We start from the raw sequence: 18,557 nt of genomic DNA, 5'->3' as shown, positions 1-18,557 counted from the left end.
AAGATGCTACTGGGAAAAATACCTCGATTGCGTAGGATTCTTTCTTTCGGTAGAAGTCAATTAAGCTGGTTTGCGGTTTAGTAGCCCTGTTATATCAAAATCAAAGCCAAAAAGTGCGATTGGCTGATGTGAAAATCTCCATCTTAGGTACTATGGACTAAATATTTAAAATGTTATTAAATTAACTGTGCGCGATAAGAAGTTATCAGTTAACAGAACTTGCCAGCACAACCTACCGCAGCAAATATCTATCGCACAACAAATTTTAATGTAGATCGCCCCGTGCAGTATCCTGTAGCTTGTTCGCCCCAAGTTTGGGCAATCGGCAGTATTTTTTTAACTCTGGAAAATGATGTTAAATTTAGTCCCCGATTTCCCCAACAACCAACTGCGAATTATCGAGTCCGCACTACCCAAATCGATTAACAAACTGTCGCGGCACAACTTAAAAATCTGCTCAACTTTGCTGGATTGGGAATTTGAGCGATCGGGTTCATTAATAGCCTGTCTGGTTACTAAAAAGTGCGGTAATTTGCGAGTAATTATTGAAGTTTAAATTGGGTAACTCGTAATGGAAAATTTCAAATCCCAAATCCCAATTGCCAAATTCCTCAAAATCCGTTTGCATCTTGTATATTGTTCGTTAACTAAACTTTTTTCTGCCCGCAGCGGCAGTACGATCGGCTATATTGTATTTAGAAGTGAATTAATTTTTTCGCTGGCGGGGTGCAGCCAAACAACCATCGCGCCAGCTTCTCAATCCTGAATTGTCGGCTGTCAACAACAGCAAGGAAGTATGGAATTATGTCAAAAATTTTAGTAGTAGACGATGTTCCCAGCGAACTCGAAATCATCTGCCGCATTCTTCAAGATGCCGGAATGGACGCGCTCCGGGCTAGCGACGGCGAAGAAGCGATCGCCCTGATCCGAGAAAAACCCCCGGATCTTGTCGTTTTAGACGTAGTGATGCCGCGAATGAACGGATTTGAAGTGATCAGAGAATTGCGGGGCGATCGCGCAACTGCCAACTTACCAGTAGTATTTTGTACTCATAAAAATACCGACATTGATAAAGCTTGGGGAACCGATTTAGGCGCAGACGCTTACGTCAGCAAACCCTTTGAAGCTCAGCAACTCGTCAACATCGTGCAGCGCTTGCTTTCGGCATGAACACAATATATAGCCTTCATTAGCTCTCACAAAAAACATTATAGCTAGAAACCCCGTTTTCTTGAAAAAACTGGGTTTCACAATTCCTTAAAATTTTTACTTTTAATAATAATCGCAAGTTGATTAATTGTCAAATCCGCGATTTATTTAATATCGTGTCCGGTCGATTAACGGAGTTTACATTGGTTAGTAATGCGGAATGCAGTCCGCATTATTAACCTTTTTTATTTGGGTAATTGACCGGACAGGGTATTACACGGGAGCATCTGGTGTTTTGCAAAAAACATTTTTTTTATTGAGCGTGCGAGCACCTCAAGAGCTCGCGTATTGTGCTGGCGAGATATTAAACTCGTACTATAAATGCAAAACACTAGGTGCTCCCTATTACACAAAGTGCGATCGGAGCGATCGCTATAGGTATAAATCTAGGAATCTGGACGATCGCACTCCTCAAAGACGGTTTTTGCCCTCTCGTGAGATGCTCCCCTTTCCTGGCAAAGCAAAATCCTAATTTGTAAGCTAGACTATAAACAAAAAATCTACAATGAAAGCAACTGCTCCCACCGTAGCGGGGAATCAGACAAGTGGAACAAAACAATTTCTTATCTTCGGTCAAGGAGGCAGTCTGTTCGCCATAGAATTAGAGGCTGTGCGAGAAGTGCTTTCCCTCAGCGAACAACCGATTTCCCCGGTTCCCAACACCCTGCCTTTTTTGCTGGGATTAACCAACTTGCGGGGCGAAATCTTAGCAACCGCAGACTTCGGAGGGTTTGCAGGTATCGAACCGGTTGACACTCACCACCCAAGCAGCCGCATTTTAGTGGTGGAAGCGCCAGATCCCCGAGACGTGAGATTGTCGAAGATGCGGATGGGATTGGCCGTCTCCCGCGTCGAAGGAGTTTTATCTCTAAATCCCGATCGCACTGTCTCGGCGATAGATGTCAGCCCTGACTTAGCTCCTTTTTTGAAAGGTTTGTACAATTCCGACGGACGCTTGCTCATGATAGTCGATGTCGAAGCCATCGCCCATTCCGATCGCTGGTAAGTAGAAGGAAGTTCGGCAACGAGCAATGTACGGGATGTAACGGATTATGTAACGGATGTAACGGATGTAACGGATGTAAGTCCGTCGGAAGATGGAAGATGGAAGATGGAAGATGGAAGAAGTCATTAGTCATTAGTGCTGTCCTCCCCCCATCGAACGTCCAACGTCATCAGGAAGAAGGAAGAATATGGAGTCAATCTAAAATCTAAAATCTAAAATTGATCGTTCCATCGCCCGCATTTGAGTTGCCAACTATAAATTTTATCATGAAACTTCTCTATAGCTCGATCGCCACGACATTCACCCTCACATTACCTGACTTCTCTCCATCGATGCTAACTGGGATTGCCAATTGCATCATTTGTTTGTGTTATTTTGCGATCGGCTTCCTGATCAGCTTAGGTTTGTGGCGAAACCGTCAATTTGGGTTTGACATCTTCGCCACAGTCACAGCAGGCATATTTTTGAGTTGCGCTTTCGGACACAGCGGCCACGCCGCCCAATATTTGGGACTGCCGCACTCCCCGGTGGCGCAAACTATCTCCGATTGGATGACTGTCATTCCGGCGATCGCATTTTTGAGTTTGTCCAACCGCTACCAATTCTTAGTAGGTTCCACCCAAATTCTCAAGTCCAAAAAAGCAACAGAACAAGCCCTCAGCCAAACTACTCAGCGATTTCAAGCCATCTTCGATCAAGCTTTTCAAATCATCGGATTGTTAGAACCAGACGGTACTTTGATCGAAGCAAATCGGACAGCGCTAGAATTAGGCAATTTCCCAGAATCACAAGTGCTGGGACAGAAATTTTGGCACACACATTGGTGGGCAGCATCCCCAACCAACCAGCAGCGAATAAAAACCAACATTCAACAAGTCTCTACCGGCCAATTTGTGCGGGAAGAATACGAAATCACCGGCTTCAATAACCAGTTGATAGTAATGGATCTATCCTTAAAACCCCTGTTAGATGAAACTGGACAAGTCTATCAAATACTTGTAGAAGGCCGCGAAATTACCAAACGCAAACAAACAGAAGCTGCCTTGAAACAGCTAACGGCAGAACTAGAGCAGCGAGTCCAGGAAAGAACCGAGCAAATTTCGCAAACTAACGCCCAATTGCAACAAGAGATTCGCGAGCGCACCGTTGTTCAAGAGCAATTAAAAGCTTCGGAACAATTTTTAAACAATATCCTTAACACCATCCCCGACCCGATTTACGTCAAAGACGAACAGCACCGATGGCTAACATTAAATGATGCCTTTTGTCAATACATCGGCCACAGCCGAGAAGAACTAATTGGCAAAGCTTACCGCGACTTTTTACCGAAAGAAGAAGCAGATATATATGAAGAAAAAAATCAATTAGTCTTTTTGGCAAATACGAGCATTGAAACCCAAGAAACTATCACAAACCCAGCCGGAAATACCCAGTTTTTCTCCGTCAAAAAATCTACCTTTGTAGATGCCTCCGGGAGCAAAGTCCTCGTTTGCGCGATTCGAGAAATCACCAAGCGTGTGGAAATGGAAGAACAAATGCGGCAAACACTCGCAAAAGTAGAAAATTCCCAACGTTTGCTGCGGACAGTAATTGACGCCACCCCAGACTGCATCTTCGTCAAAAATCAAGACCGCCGCTACGCCTTAGTCAATGCAGGTTTCGCCGCCGCCTTCGGCAAAACTCCAGCAGAAATTATCGGCAAAGATGATTTAGAACTTGGCATATCGGCCGATCGCATCTTCAGCAACACCCACGCCCAAACAGACTCCCAAAACCAAATCCAAAACTTCCGCGCCGACAACAAAACCGCGCCGGCCCCCAACGACTCCGCCACCTTAGCCGACGGCAAAATACACGTATTCGACACCCAGAAATTGCTGCTCAAAGATGCAGAAGGCAATACTATAGGAATGCTCGGCTTCGCCCGCGATATCACAGAAAGCCGCGAATCCCAACAGCAGCTACTGCGGCTCAAAGCCATCCTAGAAGCCACAACAGACTGGGTAGGGATGACAGACTCCCAGCAGCACACCATTTATCTCAACCAGGCCGCCAGGGAAATGTTAAAAGTTGGCGAGGACGCAAATTTAGCCGAAGTCACCATTTCCGACCTGACATCGCCCAAAAGTGTCGATACTGTTATAAACGTCGCCATCCCCGCAGCTTATCGGGATGGAGTTTGGAGCGGCGAGACAATTTGGCAGACTTTAGACGGCGAAGAAATACCGGTTTCTCAAGTAATTATTGTTCACAAATCCGACAGCGGAGAAGTTGAATTTATGTCAACGATCGCGCGCAATATCACCAACCGCAAGCGCGCGGAACAAGCCTTGCAGCAAAACTTGCAAATGCTCGACCTCGCCAGCGATGCTTTGATTATTCGAGAGCTAGACGGGACGATCGATTACTGGAACCAAGGCGCTGAAAAAATATACGGCTGGAAAAAGCAAGAAGCTTTAGGACAAGTTACTCACACTCTGTTCGATACGAGATTTACCCAACCTTTAGCATCAATTTCAGCACAGCTAGAAGAGCAGGATTATTGGGAAGGAGAACTGATTCACACCACCAATTACCCAACCAAAATTACCGTGTTCAGCCGCTGGACTTTGCAGCGAGACGAACAGGGAAAACCCAAGGCAATTTTAGAAATTAACAACGACATTACAGAGCGCAAGCTGGCTGAGATCGAAAACAAAAAATTGATTTCGCTTGTCGAAAGCAGCTCGGATTTTATCGGCATAGCAACAATGGAGGGAGAGCCAACATACATAAATGCCGCTGGAATTAAGCTCGCCGGATTGCAAAATATTGCAGAAGTCAAAAGCAAAAATATGTATGACTTCTTCACACCAGAAAACGCTAAGATCCTCAAAGAAGAGATATTGCCCGCCACTGTGCGAGACGGTTTTTGGCAGGGCGAATTCCAGTTTAGAAACTTTCAAACAGGCAAAAACATTCCCGTTGACTTCACCCTATTTACCGTCAAAAACCCAGAAACAGGCGAGGCGGTGGGCCTGGCCACAGTGACGCGAGACATCAGCGATCGCCAGCGGGCCCAAGAAAAGCTGCGCGATCGCGAAAGACTGTTCCGAGCCATTTTTGACCAATCGTTCCAATTAGTCGGGCTACTAGAACCAGACGGCACCGTTTTGGAAGCCAACCAAACAGCCATGACAGCCGCCGGACTCGGGCGCGAAGACTTCGTGGGCACGCAGTTTGCCGAGAATCTGTGGTGGCAGATTTCCCCAGAAGCCAAGCAAAAAGTGCAAGCTGCCGTCGCCTCTGCCGCCGCCGGCGAATTTGTCCGCTACGAAGCCGACGTGCTCGTGGCTGGGGGTGCTGTGATGACTGTGGACTTCTCCCTCAAACCGATCGTAGACGACAGCGGCAAAGTCGTGCTCCTGATTCCAGAAGCTCGCGACATTAGCGATCGCAAAGCCCTAGAACGAGAATTAGTTTTGCGTCAATCCCGCTTTGACGCATTTTTTGCAGCCGCCCCGGCCGCCATGTTTATCTTTGACGACCAATTGCGCTACGTGCAAGTCAACGAGAAATTAGCCGAAACTACCGGCCCATCAGTTGCCGAACACCTCGGCAAAACCGTCAGGGAAGTTATGCCCGAAATGGTCGATACTCTGCAGCCGATTTTGGAGAGCGTTCTGACAAACAACCAATCATTTTTAAACATTGAGGTATCGGGAACAACCGTCAATCAACCGGGTGTAATCCGAGATTGGCTGGCTTCTTACTTTCCTTTGGCCGGAGAGGACGGCAAACTGATGGGTGTCGGCGGTGTGGCGATCGAAATTACCGATCGCAAAAAAGCCGAAGCAGAGCGCGAGCGATTTTTTACCCTGTCCCTAGACTTAGTTTGTATTATAGATTTTGAAGGCAAATTCAAGCGCATCAATCCCGCTTGGGCAACAACCCTCGGCTACACCCTAGAAGAACTGCAAGACCAACCTTTTATCAATTTCGTCCATCCAGACGATCGCGAAAAAACCACAGCAGAAGCTGCAAAAATAGCCGGTGGCACCGAAACAAAGTCTTTTGAAAATCGCTACCGCTGCAAAGACGGTTCCTACAGGTGGCTGTCGTGGAAAGTGCGACCGGAAACCGAACAAAAGCTCATGTATGCAGTGGCTCGCGACGTTACCGAAAGTAAACACGCGATGGTGCAACTGGAAAAAACAACCGCCCAATTAGCGAGTTCCGAAGACAAATTTAGAGGTCAAAGCAATCTCTTGCAACTGTTAATAGACAGCATTGGCGACGGCATAATTGCTGCCGACGAAAATGGCAATTTTGTTTTATTCAACCCCGCAGCCGAAAACATCTTTGGCTTGGGTTCAACGGATACTCTTCCCGACGAGTGGTCGGGAAAATATGGCTTATTTTTGGCCGATACCGTCACTCCCTATCCCGCCGCCGACATACCTTTAGCGCGCGCCATTCGAGGAGAATCAGTACGCGAAGTAGAGCTTTTTACCCGCCATGCAGCCCAGCCGGAGGGCCTGTGGATAAAAATTAGCGGCAGCCCGCTCAAAGACGAAACGGGAGCGATCAAAGGCGGTGTAGTAGTTTGCCGCAACGTCACCCAGGAAAAAGCATCCCAGGAGCAGATGCAGCAGTTTGCCGAGACACAGCAACGCTTGCTGCAAGAACTCAAAACGCGACAAAATGCCCTAGACGAAGCTGCGATCGTCAGCGAAACTGACATCAAAGGCATGATTACCTACGTCAACGACAGATTCATTCAAATCTCCGGTTACAGCATGGGAGAACTCCTGCACCGCGACCACCGGATCGTCAATTCCGGCTACCATCCCAAAGCATTTTTTGCTGAAATGTGGATGACAATTTCGCGCGGTTTGGTGTGGAAAGGAGAAATCAAAAATCGGTGCAAAGATGGCTCATTTTATTGGGTAGATTCGACGATCGCCCCAATCTTCGATACCAGCGGCACAATAATCAAATATATCGCCATCCGCTTTGACATCACCGAGCGCAAAGAAGCAGAAGAACGGCTAGGAAAATTGGCAGCAGAACGCAAAGCTGAAGCCGATTCTATGACTCAACAAGTCCTCAAATTGTTGGGAGAAATTAAAGGCGCGGCTCAAGGCGACTTGACAGTCAGGGCGGAAGTTACCAACGATGTTTTAGGTGCTGTTGCAGATTCTTTCAACTTCTTAATCGGTTCTTTGCGGAAGGTAGTAACGGGAATTCAAACTTTAGCCGAACAGGTAACATCTGCCACCGGCGAGTCAATCACCAATACCAGCCAACTCACCCAACAAGCGGAAGTTCAAGCAACAAAAATATCTGCCATCATGCGGGAAATCGAGCGGATCGTGAATTCGATCCGCGACGTGCGAGATGTTTCGGTGCGGGCTGAAACAGTCGCCCAGCAGTCTTCTCACACTGCTGAAGTCGGCGGTATGGCGGTCGATCGCGCTGTCGAAGGCATTAACGAGCTCCGGTTGACGATCGCCTCAACCTCAAAAATGATGAAGCGTTTGGGCGAATCTTCGCAGCAAATCGGCAAAATTGTCACTTCGATTTCTCAACTTGCTTCCCAAACGAATTTGTTAGCTCTCAATGCTACGATTGAAGCAGCCAGAGCCGGCGAACAAGGTTTGGGTTTTGCGGTTGTCGCCGAAGAAGTGCGGAAGTTGGCAGAGCGATCGGCCGGCGCTACTGAAGAAATCTCGGAAATTGTCGGTACAATTCAAGAAGAAATCAGCCGCGTGATGAAAGCAATGGAATCGGGAACGCTGGAGGTAGTCGAAGGCACAAAACTAGCCAGCGAAGCTAAAACTCACCTCAATGCTATCATCGAAGTTAGTCGAGAAATGAATGCTTTGGTGCAGAATATTACTCGCGCATCTGCCAAGCAAACTGTTTCGGCTGAGGAAATTTCTAACAGTATGCAGCAAGTCAACGAGATTGCTAATACAACTGCACAAAAGGGTTCGGATGTCAAAGCTTCTTTGGACGATCTGTCCGGTTCTGTTGAAAAATTGCAAAAGTCGGTGGCGAATTTCCGCTCGTAATTTTAGAACCCCGACTTCTTGAAGAAGTCGGGGTTCGAGGTATTCTGGCAGTGTGCGATGATGAATGGTAAGATGGATGAGTATTATAAATATTTTTAGGGTGCGGCTCAGAAGTGTTTGAGATTGAGTTTACAGACCAAGCGATTGAGGATTTGCAGTGGTTTAAGAAACACGAACAGAATCTAATTGTTGACGGTATTGAAGCCAACCTTTGTTATGAACCCACTACCGAGACGCGCAACCGGAAACCCCTGCGCCCAAATAATACAGCAGAATGGGAATTGAGAGTGGGGGTATATCGCGTTTTGTACAACGTTGACAAGCAAGTTAAAATTGTCAGTATAGAGCGCATAGCTGCCAAGCCGGGGAATAAATACATACTTCAAGGAGAAGAGGAAGAACTATGATGAACTGGGATTATCGAGTATTTTTTGAGGATGGCAGGTACACAATTCGCACGGTGTATTATGACGATAAAGGTGCGATCGCAGCCTGCTCTGAAAAAGAAACCGCACCTTTTGGAGAATCAGTGGAAGAACTTCAAGAAGAATTAAACCAACTCCTTGCTGCTCTAAAAAAGCCAGTTATTTCTGCTGACGATGTGCCGCCTCCAAGCGATCGCCCGAAGGCAAAAAGAGGAAAATCATTGCAAGCAGTCCGGCAACAACTTGGCTTACAATCGGAAATAACGAAAGAAAGTTCGTTGAGTTCAAGCGATTAGCCAAGAACCGAGGTTATCGGTAAGAGTTCAAAACTACTGGCCGCTTGTCTTAGTCTATATATATGAATGACGATGATTTAAACGAATTAATAGATGCTTTTACCGCAGAAACCAGCGAGTTTCTCCAGTCAATGGAGACGCACCTGCTGGCGATGGAATCCTCGGATTTGGAACAGCGAAAAGCAGCAGTTAAAGAAATGTTTCGGGCGGCTCACTCGATTAAAGGTGCGGGCTCGATGTTGGGCTTTCAAAACGTGTCGGCGGCGGCTCACACCCTAGAGGACTGTTTTGTCATTTTGCGCGATCGCACGGACTTGTTGGCGCTGGAACAGACCACTGTAAGTGTTTTACTGCAAGGGGTGGATACTCTCAAAAAGATTTCTGTCGAATCCATTCATCACTCAGATGTCAGCACTCCAGATCAAAGGTCAAATTTGGAGGATCTCGCCCAAATTCACGCCCAGTTCGAGGCCAAGTACGGCAAGCCAGAACCGCCACCAGTTCCCGCCGCCAGTCGATCGGCAGCCCCGGAAACCCTAAAACTGATTTTTGAACACGAATTGCCGCCAATCTTCAATCGCCTGGAAACCGAACTTTCCCAAGCTTCTGAGGCAGATTTAGCAAAAAGCGTTACCGCCCTCAACCAGGTTTATTATCAACTCTCCGGTTTGGCTGGAATGCTGCAATTGCCGGATTTTGGGAAAGTTGCCGCACCCCTGAGAGATTTGATCGATTTTCCCGACTTGACTTTAGAACGCCTCCAGTCCGAGGGTTGGGCGATCGCCCAAAACCTGCAAACCGCCCGCCTGCAGCTATTGGAAGGAAGGGCGATCGAACTCCCCCAAATCTCCCCACCCACAGACGAATCACCAGCATCCGAAACCCCTCCCCAAATCTCCCCCTCCCCAAATCTCCCCCTCTCCCAATCTCCCACTCCCCCACTCCCCAACCTCCAAAGACCGACAATCCGAGTAGACTTAGAACGCTTAACAGAATTGGTGAACCTCGTCGGAGAATTAGTCATCAACCGTACAAATTTGGAACTTCAAGAATCCGAACTGCGCGGCGAAGTCAAGCGCATCCGCCGCAGTATCGTAGATTTGAACCAATTCGGCGGCCAGTTGCGAGAAGAATACGACAGACTGAGTTTTGCCGATTGGAGAGGGGGAAACGGCAATTCGGGATTACAAAAACTTGCAGCATCTGAAATAGAATTTCCACTGATTGCTAATAGCAAATCCTCGATCGCCCATGCTCACTTCGATATCTTAGAGATGGATCGCTATACAGAGTTCCACTCTACAGCCGCAGAAGTCATCGAAACCGCCCAAGCAATTTCACAATCCGCCACCAAATTAGACCTCCTAGCCATGAAATTCGAGCGCAGTACCGACCAACTGCGCCGCATTACCGAACAACTCCGCAGCCGCGTCATGCAGTTGCGAGTCGTGAGTTTCAGTCGCGCCGTAGACCACTTGCCCCGAGCGCTCCGGGATATGTGTCTCACTTATGATAAAGATGTCAACCTCCTGTTAGTGGGAAGAGATACCAAAATTGACGAAAGTTTGCTTGATGCTTTGCGCGACCCCTTAATACACTTAGTGAGAAACGCCTTCGACCACGGCATCGAAATGCCCGAAGTTCGGCAAGCTAGCGGCAAACCCGCCAGCGGTCAAATTGAAATAGCAGCCCGCCACCAAGGCGGCCAAACTATTATTACTGTCGCCGATGACGGAAAAGGCATTGACCCGGAAATCATCCGCCGCAAAGTTGTCAACAAGGGTTTAGCGACAGAGGAACAAGCTCAAGAATTTTCCATTGCTGAACTCTACGATTTTCTGTTTTGGCCTGGTTTTAGCACCGCAGAAGGGGTCAGCGACCTTTCGGGGCGGGGAGTCGGACTCGACGTGGTGCGAACGAATTTGCGGACTGTGCGGGGAACGGTGAAGGTGGACTCTCGCCTGGGAAAAGGTACAAACTTTATCATCAAGCTGCCGCTGTTGCTGTCGATTACTGACGCTTTGATGGTGAAGACCGATCGTAATAAAATAGCAGTACCGCTGGATGCAGTCGAGGAGATTCTCCACATCAAAGCTTCGGAAGTTCACACCGCCGGCAATCAGCCTATGCTGTGGTGGCGGGAGGAATTTATTCGTTTGGTGAGGATGCAAGATTTGCTCGAATATAGCGTCCTAGGGCCCGATGGCCCCTCTCCAGATCCTTTGACCCAAGACCACATTCCTGTCTTGGTTTTGGCTTCGAGTGAAGGAATGCTGGCTGTGGCTGTGGAACGGCTGATCGGTCAGCAGGAAATTGTGGTTAAACCCTTGCCACCACCTCTATCCAAGCCTCGCGGGGTTTTGGGGAGTACGATTTTGGGGGACGGCAAAGTTGTAACTATTTTGGATGTGGATGATTTGGTGGGTCAACCTTCGTTAGCCAATAGTTCGATCGCCCCTGTGTCCGGTACAACACCGCATATGGCACCGAGTTCGAGTCAGTCACCCCAGATTTTGGTAGTGGACGATTCCTATACAATTCGGCAGTTGCTGTCTCTGATGCTGACTCGTGCCCGCTACCGAGTCGTACAGGCTAAGGACGGGCTGGATGCTTTGGAAAAGCTGCAAAATGGTCTTGATTGCAGTTTGGCGATTGTGGATATTGAAATGCCCCGGATGGATGGATTTGAATTGTTGCGATCGATGCGATCGACCCAGCGGTTTGCTAAAATCCCTGTAGCCATGCTGACCTCCCGCAGCGGCGAAAAACACCGGCAAATGGCAATGGAATTAGGCGCAAATAAATATTTCACCAAACCTTACAGCGAAGCCCAACTTTTAGAAGCCATCCCCAAATTAATCAAACATTAAATAATCCAAACAGCATCTTCTTCTTCCTCTTCCTAGCGCTTACGCGCCGCTTCGCGTACTGCGTTCTTAGCGCCTTCGCGGTTCATTAATCTTCAATCTAAAATCGAATGACTCACGCCAATTACAATCGCCGTTTTCGCAGCCAAAAACAAGGTGCTGTCAGAACCCCCCCTCGAAAACTTCTTTCCTTTGAACTCGGAAACGTTAATTATGCAGTTCCCATTGAAAAAGTCCAGCGCGTTGTCAAAGACTTTAATCCCTACGGTTTTTTAGATAGCGGTCAAAGTTTAGTGCGACATCAAGAAGAATTGATTACCCTGATTAACTTATCCAAAATATTTCCCAGCAGTCGCAGTATTGCTGACTTCAACTACCTGATTGTTTGCAGTTTAAATAAAAGCGATCGCTGGGGAATTCCCATTCCTGATATGCCAAAAATCTTGGAAGTTACCGAAGAAAGTTTCTGCGAAATTCCCGAATTGTACCGCCAACAACAACTGCCTCCGGTAATAGAAAAATTAATTCGCGCACCCGACGGTTCCGAAGTTTTTTATCTGAACTTGGATCTATTTAACTCAATGTAGCGCGCCCGCTGCTAATCAATGTTAGGTGTTGGCAATTAGGAGTTGAGTTTTCTTTAAAATCCAAAGACTAAAATCCTCACTACCAACCAATTTTATATTTTTATGTCAAACACATATAACGCAATTATTATCATACAATGCTGCCATAAAGGCGGATAATAATATACAATATTAATGGTTTATTTGCAATATTTTTATGAAAAAAATCACAAGATTGTCGATCGCCCTGTTAATGTTTGCCGCTACTCTAGAATATCCGCAAGCGGGGCTGCAACAAAGGGCGATCGCCCAAACACCAACACCCCAACCAGAAACACCTCAACCACAAATCATCCAACCACAAATACCCCAACCACCAACAAGTCAACCCCCAACAAGTCAACCACCAACACCCCAAACACCAACACCCCAACCAAAAGCAGACGATCCCAAAAACCTCGGCTACGTCTCCCCAGAATTGGCCGAAAAATTCTCCCAGCAACAAATTGACCAAATCAACGCCAACGTCGAAACCCTGTTGCTAACTCAAAGTTGCGTCCGCTGCGACCTCCGAGCCGTAAAATTAGTTAACCTGCGCTTAAAAAATGCGATCGTCACAGGAGCAGATTTATCAGACGCCAACCTCAGCGGAAGTCGCTTCGAGATTTCAGATTTTGTCAACACCAATCTTGCTCGCGCCGACTTAAGCGGAGTAGAATTAATCGGAGCAAGAATTAGCAACACCAACCTCAGAAAAGCCAACTTGACAGGAACCAATTTAGACGGCGCAGATTTACGATTTGCCGACCTCAGAGATGCCAACCTGTCAAATGCCAACCTCCGCAATGCTAACATCGACGGAGCCAGTTTGGACAGAGCCAGCATGGGAGGTACAACAATGCCAGACGGCCGAAAAAATTAATAACATTAAATCCAGCTTGAATATCCCCTTCATTCTTGAGTCCGCGTAGGCGGACTTCGTTTTTGTAGTTGCGGTTTCAACCGCCGAGTCTTATTGATTCGACATCAAACAGCCAAAAACCTCTGAATCACCTCATCGCTCAATTCGCTAGTGCTTCCCGAAGCCACAATTCCCCCTTTTTGCATAGCATAATACCAGTCAGCTTGCCGCACAAAATGCAAATGCTGCTCCACCAACAAAACCGAAATACCCCTAGTCGCAATCACCCGACGCACCGCAGCCTCAATATCCAAAATAATAGACGGTTGAATCCCCTCCGTCGGTTCATCCAAAATTAGCAATTTCGGCTCACCCATCAAAGCCCTAGCAATCGCCAACTGCTGCTGCTGTCCCCCGCTCAAATCACCCCCCATGCGATCGAGCATAGTCTTCAAAACCGGAAACAAATCAAAAATTTCATCAGGAATTTCAGGATTTTTAACCGCAACTGGTTTCGCTTCCAAACCCAAAAACAAATTTTCTTTAACACTCAACCTAGGAATAATTTCCCGCCCTTGAGGCACGTAGCCGATGCCCAACTTTGCCCGCTGGTGAGTCAACTTAGAAACAATCGACTCACCGCCAAAATTAATCTTACCGCTGCGGGGTTGCAGCAACCCCATCAGCGTTTTTAGCATCGTAGTTTTGCCAACGCCGTTGCGACCGATCAAACAAACCATTTGCCCCGCATTAACGCTTAAATCGACACCGCGCAAAATGTGACTTTCGCCGTAATAAACATTCAAATCAGAAACTTGCAGCATAATTATTTACTGTTGGTTATTGGTTATTGGTTATTGGTTATTGTTATTGGTTATTGGTTATTGGTTATTGGTTATTGGTTATTAGCTAATACCAATAATCCACAAACAACTGCCAACTGCCAACTGCCAACTGCCAACTGACTACTCTTCTGGTTTTCCCAAATATACTTCAATAACGCGATCGTCATTTTGCACCTCATCCATCGTTCCTTCACACAAAACAGCACCCTGATGCAAAACCGTCACCTTTTTAGCAATTTGCCGCACAAACTCCATATCGTGTTCTATCACCAACACCGAATGACTTTCGGCCAGCGAAATCAGCAAATCTCCAGTCAGCGCCGTTTCCTCATCAGTCAAACCAGCCACAGGTTCATCAACCAACAACAAATCGGGAGATTGAGCCACCAACATCCCAATTTCCAACCACTGCTTTTCCCCGTGAGAAAGCAAACCAGCATGAACATCAGCTTTAGCAACTAAACCAATTGTTTCTAACAAACCAGCAACCGTCCGCTTTTCCGCCACAGGAGAACCCTTAAACAGAGTAGGAAATACATTTTTATTGCCGTTGCAAGATAGCTCTAAATTTTCCCTCGGCGTTAAATTCAAGTAAACTCGCGGCGTCTGAAACTTGCGGCCAATACCGAGGCGAGCAATCTGATATTCCGACAATTTGCGTAAATTGCGACCTTTAAAAATTACCCGCCCTTCCGTCGGCTGCACCTTCCCGGTAATCGAGTCGAGAAAAGTTGTTTTCCCCGCACCGTTGGGGCCAATGATAACTCGCAGTTCGCCCGCATCCATACTAAAATTCAGATTGTTAATGGCTTTGAAACCATCAAAGCTAACAGTCAAATTTTCGATTTCTAATACTTTTTGGTTCATGTATTTGTCAGAAAATTTATTGAATGTTTATTGAATATTTGTAGTAAGAGCTTTAGTCTTTTATTACTGAATATTTGGAGTAAGAACTTGAGTTGCTTCTTACAGATTTAGCCTGAATGCGGACTAAAGTCCTCACTACAAACCTTTTACTCGAAGCTAGAACTGCTAGAACTGTTCGTTAAAGGAGCTGGATTTACCGCCATAATCCGCTCAGCCAATTTCGAGAGCGGCAGACTTTGCAAATACACTTTGCCAGGCCCGGTTAGCTTGACTAAAAACAAGCCTTCGCCGCCAAATAAAGCATTTCTAAAGCCGCCCACAAACTGAATGTCGTAATCTACAGTCGGCGCAAAAGCTACCAAACAGCCAGTGTCTGCCCGCAACACTTCGCCAACTCCCAAATTTTTCTCAACTATTGTTCCTCCCGCATGAACAAAAGCGAGGCCGTCACCCTGCAATTTTTGCAGAATAAAGCCTTCTCCGCCAAAGAAACCGGCACCAAGCCGCTTGGTGAAAGCTACATCAATGTCAATACCGTTTGCCGCACAGAGAAATGAGTCTTTTTGACACAGAAATTTGCCGCCAAGTTGACCTAAATCGAGGGGAATTATTTGCCCAGGATAGGGGGCGGCAAAACCGACGCGGGCTTTGCGATTTCCGCTGTTGACAAAGGTGCTAATAAAAAAACTTTCCCCTGTCAGCATTCGTTTGAAACCTTGAAATATGCCACCACCTGTGGCTGTTTGCATCTGGATGTCGCCTTCCATGTATGTCATGGCTCCCACTTCAGCTCTGACGCCTTCTCTGGGGTCGAGTTCAATTTCAATCAGTTGCAAATCGTCGCCGTAGATTTTGTAGTCAATAACATCTGCCATATGTTTCCCCTCATGTTAAATAATTGAGTTATTTTACTACAAAATCTTTAGTTGGAAATCCGCTAGCATACCAGATATCATTTTTGAGCATTCAATGTTCAAGTTCTTCTTTTTCTCGCTGTACTTCGGGGTCTTGTTCCAGGCTGGGGTAAGTTGATGCGTACTTTGGTTTTTTGAACAGGCGGCGGATGTGTTCAAAATCTTTATTTTGCAGCCATCCGACTATGCCGTCGGGCAGGACTGTGACTACTATTAAAAATAGCGCGCCTTGAAAAAATAGCCAGACTTCAGGAAATTGTTCGCTCAAGAAACTTTTGCCAAAGTTGACTAGCAGCGCTCCCAATATGGCCCCAGATAATGTGGCGCGCCCTCCTACGGCCACCCAAATTACCATTTCGATGGAAAATGCAATATCCATCGCTTTTGGGGAAATGATTCCGGTTTGTACGGTGAATAAAGCGCCTGCTATTCCGGCTAAACCGGCGGATATTGCAAATACTAAAACTTTGTATCCTGTGGGATTGTAACCTGAGAAACGCAGGCGCACTTCGTCGTCGCGAATTGCTACGAGCAACCGCCCGAAACGCCCGCTTGTCAGCCACCGGCAGAGGGCGTAGGTTGCTACTAGAAATAGTACGGTGAGAATGTAGAAAATATATTGAGTGTCTCTACTGTTTACTGAGGCTCCGAACAGGGTTTTAAAGTCGGTGAGTCCGTTGGTGCCGTTAATCAGTTTTTGCTGGCCGTTGAAAAAGTTGAAAAATACAATGGTTGCTGCTTGGGTGAGAATTGAAAAGTAAACGCCTCGAATTCGATTGCGGAATACTAAGTAACCTAAAAGTCCGCCCAAGATGGCGGGAATGAGAAATACTGCGACGACACTGAAGGGAAAAGAGTAAAATGGTTGCCAAAACCAAGGCAGTTCGGTGACGCCGTAGAGGCTCATAAATTCGGGCAATTGAGTGCTGGCGGTTGGGGGAATTTGCAGTTTTAGGTGCATGGCGAAGGCGTAGCCACCTAGGGCAAAAAACACGCCATGTCCCAGACTGAGCAAACCTGTATATCCCCAGATTAAGTCTATGCCGAGGGCTGCAATTGCTAGTGCTAAAAATCGGCCCAATTGGTTGAGACGAGCGTCAGGAACTATTCCTGGGACGAGCAATATGAATGTTAGGGCGATCGCCCCTACAATTGCTGCTTCTTTTAGCCGTGCCTTTTTTTGTGTATTTTTCATTTTTTTGGCGATCGAAGCTGTAGTTGTTAATTCTCAACAGTGCGTCCTTTTTGCGGGAAAATTCCTCCTGGTTTCACTTGCAGAAAAGCCATAATCAAGGCGAATACCATGACTTTTGCCATGCTGGTGGTGGCGAAAAATGTGAAAAAATCAGCTAAAGGCTTGACAGGAGCAAACATTAATGCTATTGTCCCAGATCCGATCAAGTAATTTGCAGTGCCGATCGCCATTGCAGCAACCACACTCCCCACAATCTTGCCGACACCGCCCACAACCACAACCATAAAGGTATCGACAATATAATTTTGTCCGGTATTTGAGCCTACCGAACCAATCAGACTAATCGCGCAGCCAGCAACACCAGCCAACCCCGAACCCAAAGCAAAAGTCAGCGCATCTACTTTCTCGGTAGGTATTCCCAAACAAGCGCTCATGCTGCGATTTTGCGTCACAGCGCGAATCCGCAATCCCCACACAGATTTTTGCAAAAATAGGTAAATTCCCGCCAAACAAACTCCTGTCAGCGCAATAATAAAAAGTCTGGCGTAGGGGAGTTGAAAATTGCCCAGCGGGATGCCGCCGCGCAGCCATGCAGGCGCAGTCACATCGACGTTTTGAGCGCCAAACCAAGGTTTAGTTACTGCGAGTTTGTAAGTTTCGCTTAAAAGTGCGCTGACAGCCCAAGAAATACCCAAAGATAAAGGTAAAATTATGGCGATAATTCCCTTGCGAATGCGATCGAAATCTGCGCGTCGCTTCAGCACCTGCAAGCCGCCAAAAAATAGCAAACAAAACACCGCAATTCCCGCTACCAAAACCCAACTAACACTGCGGACAAACTGCTGCAAAATTAAACTTACGCCCCACGTCGCCAGCAATGTTTCTAGGGGCCGCCCGTAGAGATAGCGAATCACTCCGCGTTCGAGAATTAATCCTACCAATGCAGCTACTAAAAAAGCTAGGGGAATGGCAAATAAAATATAGATTTCAAAGGCAAATCCTCCGATACCTTTGAAAACATTCTGCACTACGAAAGTTGTATAAGCCCCCAGCATCATCAATTCGCCGTGAGCCATATTAATCACGCCCATCAACCCGAAAATAATCGCTAATCCCAGGGCTGCAATTAGTAAAACAGCGCCGATGCTAATGCCGTTGAATACACCGTCCAATAAGCCACTCAGCACTTTTTATCCTCCTATTTTTCGATATTTGATGTCGCGATTTTTTGTATAAAGGTAAGGTGCACTCCCAAGCAGCCTACAAACTTCCGATTTCACGATTGACTTCTACTTTGCTTAGGAACATTTAATAACTTAAATACCTCCTAAGCTGTTGCTCATATATATTGTGTATGGCGATTGAAGGGGAGAGGGGGAGAAGGGGAGAGGGGGAGAGAGGGAGAGGATT

At 46.8% G+C, this 18,557-nt stretch carries 15 protein-coding genes; 10 read left to right on the top strand and 5 right to left on the bottom strand.

Features of this window, described 5'->3' with window-relative positions:
- The first annotated feature begins 219 nt into the window (after positions 1-219).
- The 10 genes from QUA01_RS04750 to QUA01_RS04705 all read left to right on the top strand — a co-directional run bounded on the left by QUA01_RS04750 (position 220) and on the right by QUA01_RS04705 (position 13,347).
- Complete coding sequence (locus QUA01_RS04750) at positions 220-426, top strand: hypothetical protein (protein ID WP_333087200.1); 207 nt, start codon at positions 220-222, stop codon at positions 424-426.
- A 378-nt stretch (positions 427-804) separates the two neighbouring features.
- Positions 805-1,170 (top strand): response regulator transcription factor, encoded by a 366-nt coding sequence (locus tag QUA01_RS04745; protein ID WP_333087199.1) that lies wholly within the window; start codon positions 805-807, stop codon positions 1,168-1,170.
- Between the two features lie 374 nt (positions 1,171-1,544).
- Positions 1,545-1,688, top strand: coding sequence for a hypothetical protein (locus tag QUA01_RS04740; RefSeq protein WP_194009636.1), 144 nt, complete (start codon positions 1,545-1,547; stop codon positions 1,686-1,688).
- 26 nt (positions 1,689-1,714) lie between these two features.
- Entirely contained in the window at positions 1,715-2,215 is a 501-nt protein-coding gene (locus QUA01_RS04735; RefSeq protein WP_333087198.1) for a chemotaxis protein CheW, read from the top strand.
- A gap of 266 nt (positions 2,216-2,481) precedes the next feature.
- Complete coding sequence (locus QUA01_RS04730) at positions 2,482-8,271, top strand: PAS domain S-box protein (protein ID WP_333087197.1); 5,790 nt, start codon at positions 2,482-2,484, stop codon at positions 8,269-8,271.
- Positions 8,272-8,384: 113 nt separating this feature from the next.
- Complete coding sequence (locus QUA01_RS04725) at positions 8,385-8,678, top strand: type II toxin-antitoxin system RelE family toxin (protein WP_333087196.1); 294 nt, start codon at positions 8,385-8,387, stop codon at positions 8,676-8,678.
- Entirely contained in the window at positions 8,675-8,992 is a 318-nt protein-coding gene (locus tag QUA01_RS04720; RefSeq protein ID WP_333087194.1) for a hypothetical protein, read from the top strand. Before QUA01_RS04725 ends, QUA01_RS04720 begins: the two co-directional genes overlap by 4 nt.
- 62 nt (positions 8,993-9,054) lie before the next feature.
- Positions 9,055-11,862 carry a hybrid sensor histidine kinase/response regulator gene (locus QUA01_RS04715; protein WP_333087193.1) on the top strand — a complete coding sequence of 936 codons (2,808 nt, stop codon included), beginning with the start codon at positions 9,055-9,057 and terminating at the stop codon, positions 11,860-11,862.
- 107 nt (positions 11,863-11,969) lie between these two features.
- The gene (locus QUA01_RS04710) at positions 11,970-12,446 is read left to right on the top strand and encodes a chemotaxis protein CheW (RefSeq protein WP_333087191.1); all 477 of its coding nucleotides are present in this window, start codon (positions 11,970-11,972) and stop codon (positions 12,444-12,446) included.
- Positions 12,447-12,642: 196 nt separating this feature from the next.
- The gene (locus QUA01_RS04705) at positions 12,643-13,347 is read left to right on the top strand and encodes a pentapeptide repeat-containing protein (RefSeq protein ID WP_333087189.1); all 705 of its coding nucleotides are present in this window, start codon (positions 12,643-12,645) and stop codon (positions 13,345-13,347) included.
- 104 nt (positions 13,348-13,451) lie between these two features.
- Here QUA01_RS04705 and urtE read toward each other — a convergent pair whose 3' ends face one another.
- The 5 genes from urtE to QUA01_RS04680 all read right to left on the bottom strand — a co-directional run bounded on the left by urtE (position 13,452) and on the right by QUA01_RS04680 (position 18,334).
- Positions 13,452-14,150, bottom strand: coding sequence for an urea ABC transporter ATP-binding subunit UrtE (gene urtE / locus QUA01_RS04700; protein ID WP_333087187.1), 699 nt, complete (start codon positions 14,148-14,150; stop codon positions 13,452-13,454).
- Between the two features lie 141 nt (positions 14,151-14,291).
- Positions 14,292-15,038: an urea ABC transporter ATP-binding protein UrtD gene (gene urtD / locus QUA01_RS04695; protein WP_333087185.1), complete on the bottom strand. Its 747-nt coding sequence runs from the start codon at positions 15,036-15,038 to the stop codon at positions 14,292-14,294.
- A gap of 146 nt (positions 15,039-15,184) precedes the next feature.
- Positions 15,185-15,913, bottom strand: a complete 729-nt coding sequence (locus tag QUA01_RS04690) for a TIGR00266 family protein (RefSeq protein WP_333087184.1) — start codon at positions 15,911-15,913, stop codon at positions 15,185-15,187.
- Positions 15,914-16,004: 91 nt separating this feature from the next.
- Complete coding sequence (gene urtC, locus QUA01_RS04685; protein WP_333087183.1) at positions 16,005-17,147, bottom strand: urea ABC transporter permease subunit UrtC; 1,143 nt, start codon at positions 17,145-17,147, stop codon at positions 16,005-16,007.
- Between the two features lie 26 nt (positions 17,148-17,173).
- Positions 17,174-18,334 carry an ABC transporter permease subunit gene (locus QUA01_RS04680; protein WP_442921508.1) on the bottom strand — a complete coding sequence of 387 codons (1,161 nt, stop codon included), beginning with the start codon at positions 18,332-18,334 and terminating at the stop codon, positions 17,174-17,176.
- Positions 18,335-18,557: the final 223 nt, after the last annotated feature.

Source organism: Microcoleus sp. S36a_B3 (genome assembly GCF_036700745.1).
In the GTDB taxonomy this organism is placed as follows: domain Bacteria; phylum Cyanobacteriota; class Cyanobacteriia; order Cyanobacteriales; family Microcoleaceae; genus Microcoleus.
Note: the sequence above shows the minus strand (reverse complement) of the source record. Positions and strands in the feature narration are given on the sequence as shown.